Source organism: Hymenobacter lapidiphilus, from assembly GCF_013377885.1.
GTDB lineage: Bacteria > Bacteroidota > Bacteroidia > Cytophagales > Hymenobacteraceae > Hymenobacter > Hymenobacter lapidiphilus.
Genome location: NZ_JABKAU010000087.1, coordinates 1 through 1,461, shown reverse-complemented (window position 1 = coordinate 1,461; position 1,461 = coordinate 1). Strand labels below are relative to the sequence as shown.

Genomic DNA, 1,461 nt, shown 5'->3' with positions numbered 1-1,461 from the left:
TTCAGCACGGCACCCCCGTCGCCGGACGCCAGGGCTGGCGCAAGCTGCTGGGACAGACGTTGGCCCACGAGCTGCTCAAAGCCGCCAAGGCCCTGCACATCGAGCAGGCCATTGCCTTCAACGTGACGGCCGGTTACCTGCGCGGCGACGCCCTGCACCACGGCCACGTCGAACACATGGACCTCAAGCACCCGCAGTGCGTGGAGCTGATTGACTCCCCCGACCAGATTGCCCGGTTTCTGGAACAAAACCAGCCGCTGCTGACCCAGGTGCGGGTGCTGCTGCGCGAGAGCGGCAACGGGGAGCTTTGAGGCCGAATCTCTGCCTCCTCCTATGCCTTCGGAACCTTGCTACCCGAGCAGGGCGTACGCATCAAAATTAGCAAGTGGCTTTTGCTCTCTCCAGAGCTACTTTACTACGGGGTGCTGTCACCAGGTTTCCTAGCCGAACGTGCCTCTGTTCACTGGAAAAGAGGAGTGAAATTTTTGATGCGTACGCCCTGTAGGTGGCCTGGAATGATAATTATCCGTACTTTGTACTAACAAGGCAGAAACCGTAATAATTATGAAAGAGACTGGCAAACGAATTGTAGACCGCTACCCGCACCTGCGGGAGGGAGCAGCGCGTCAGCAAATGTTGGTGCGCAATGCCTTGGGCTCGGCCCATGTGGAAGGCATCCGCGCCGATGAAGGGCGGCTGCGTAAAACAGTGGGTACTTCGGTTACGGAGACGAGGGCAACACGCTTGCGATAACGGCCTGCATGGGCTCGTAGCGGAGCAGCCCAGCGGCTTGCACGGCCTGCACATACCACTTAAAACGTTCTGGCTCGGCCAATGCTTCCCAGTGGAAGCTGGTCGAGCCGTTTTTGTAGGCCATGAGGTTGGCCAGCACGCGCGCGGTGCGGCCGTTGCCTTCCCGAAACGGGTGAAGGAACAACAACTCGGCGTGGACGCGGGCCACGTCGCGCACCAGGGACGTGGCATCAGGCCAACTGTGGGGCAAGGGCCGCAGCATTTCCCGTTCGAAATCCGCCATGTTTTTAGGCAGGTGCCGCGCCGCCGGAAAAGCGAAGCCACCTTTGGAGAGGTTGACGGTGCGGTAATGCCCCGCGAAGCCGTAGACCCGGCCGAGGGCGCGCCGGTGGATTTCCTGAATGTAGGCCTCGTCAAAGACCTCGTCCTCGCGCAGCTCGTTCAACAAGCTCTGCTCGGCCAAGAGGAAGCCTTCGGTTTCCACCTGCTGCACTTCCGCCAACGAGGAGAGCCCCAATAGATTGGGTAGCGCTTCGTCTTCGTCACCAGAGGAGGCATATTTCATTGTTCCAAGGGCATGAGTTCTTCGACTTGGCCGCGAACCAGTACAGGTAGGCAACGCGAGCGAAGAAAGGCAAGCACAAGAAAGCAAGTTCTTCTCCAGCCCCAAAGTAGCCGGCAAAGAAATAACACTCATTTTGCGATTGA

The 1,461-nt window shown here is 59.0% G+C and carries 2 protein-coding genes; one reads left to right on the top strand and one right to left on the bottom strand.

Features of this window, described 5'->3' with window-relative positions:
• The coding region (locus HW554_RS20135) for a DUF190 domain-containing protein (protein ID WP_176910320.1) at positions 1 to 311 on the top strand (311 nt) is incomplete at its 5' end.
• Positions 312 to 721: 410 nt separating this feature from the next.
• Here HW554_RS20135 and HW554_RS20130 read toward each other — a convergent pair.
• Complete coding sequence (locus HW554_RS20130) at positions 722 to 1,318, bottom strand: Fic/DOC family protein (RefSeq protein WP_176910319.1); 597 nt, start codon at positions 1,316 to 1,318, stop codon at positions 722 to 724.
• Positions 1,319 to 1,461 lie beyond the last annotated feature (143 nt).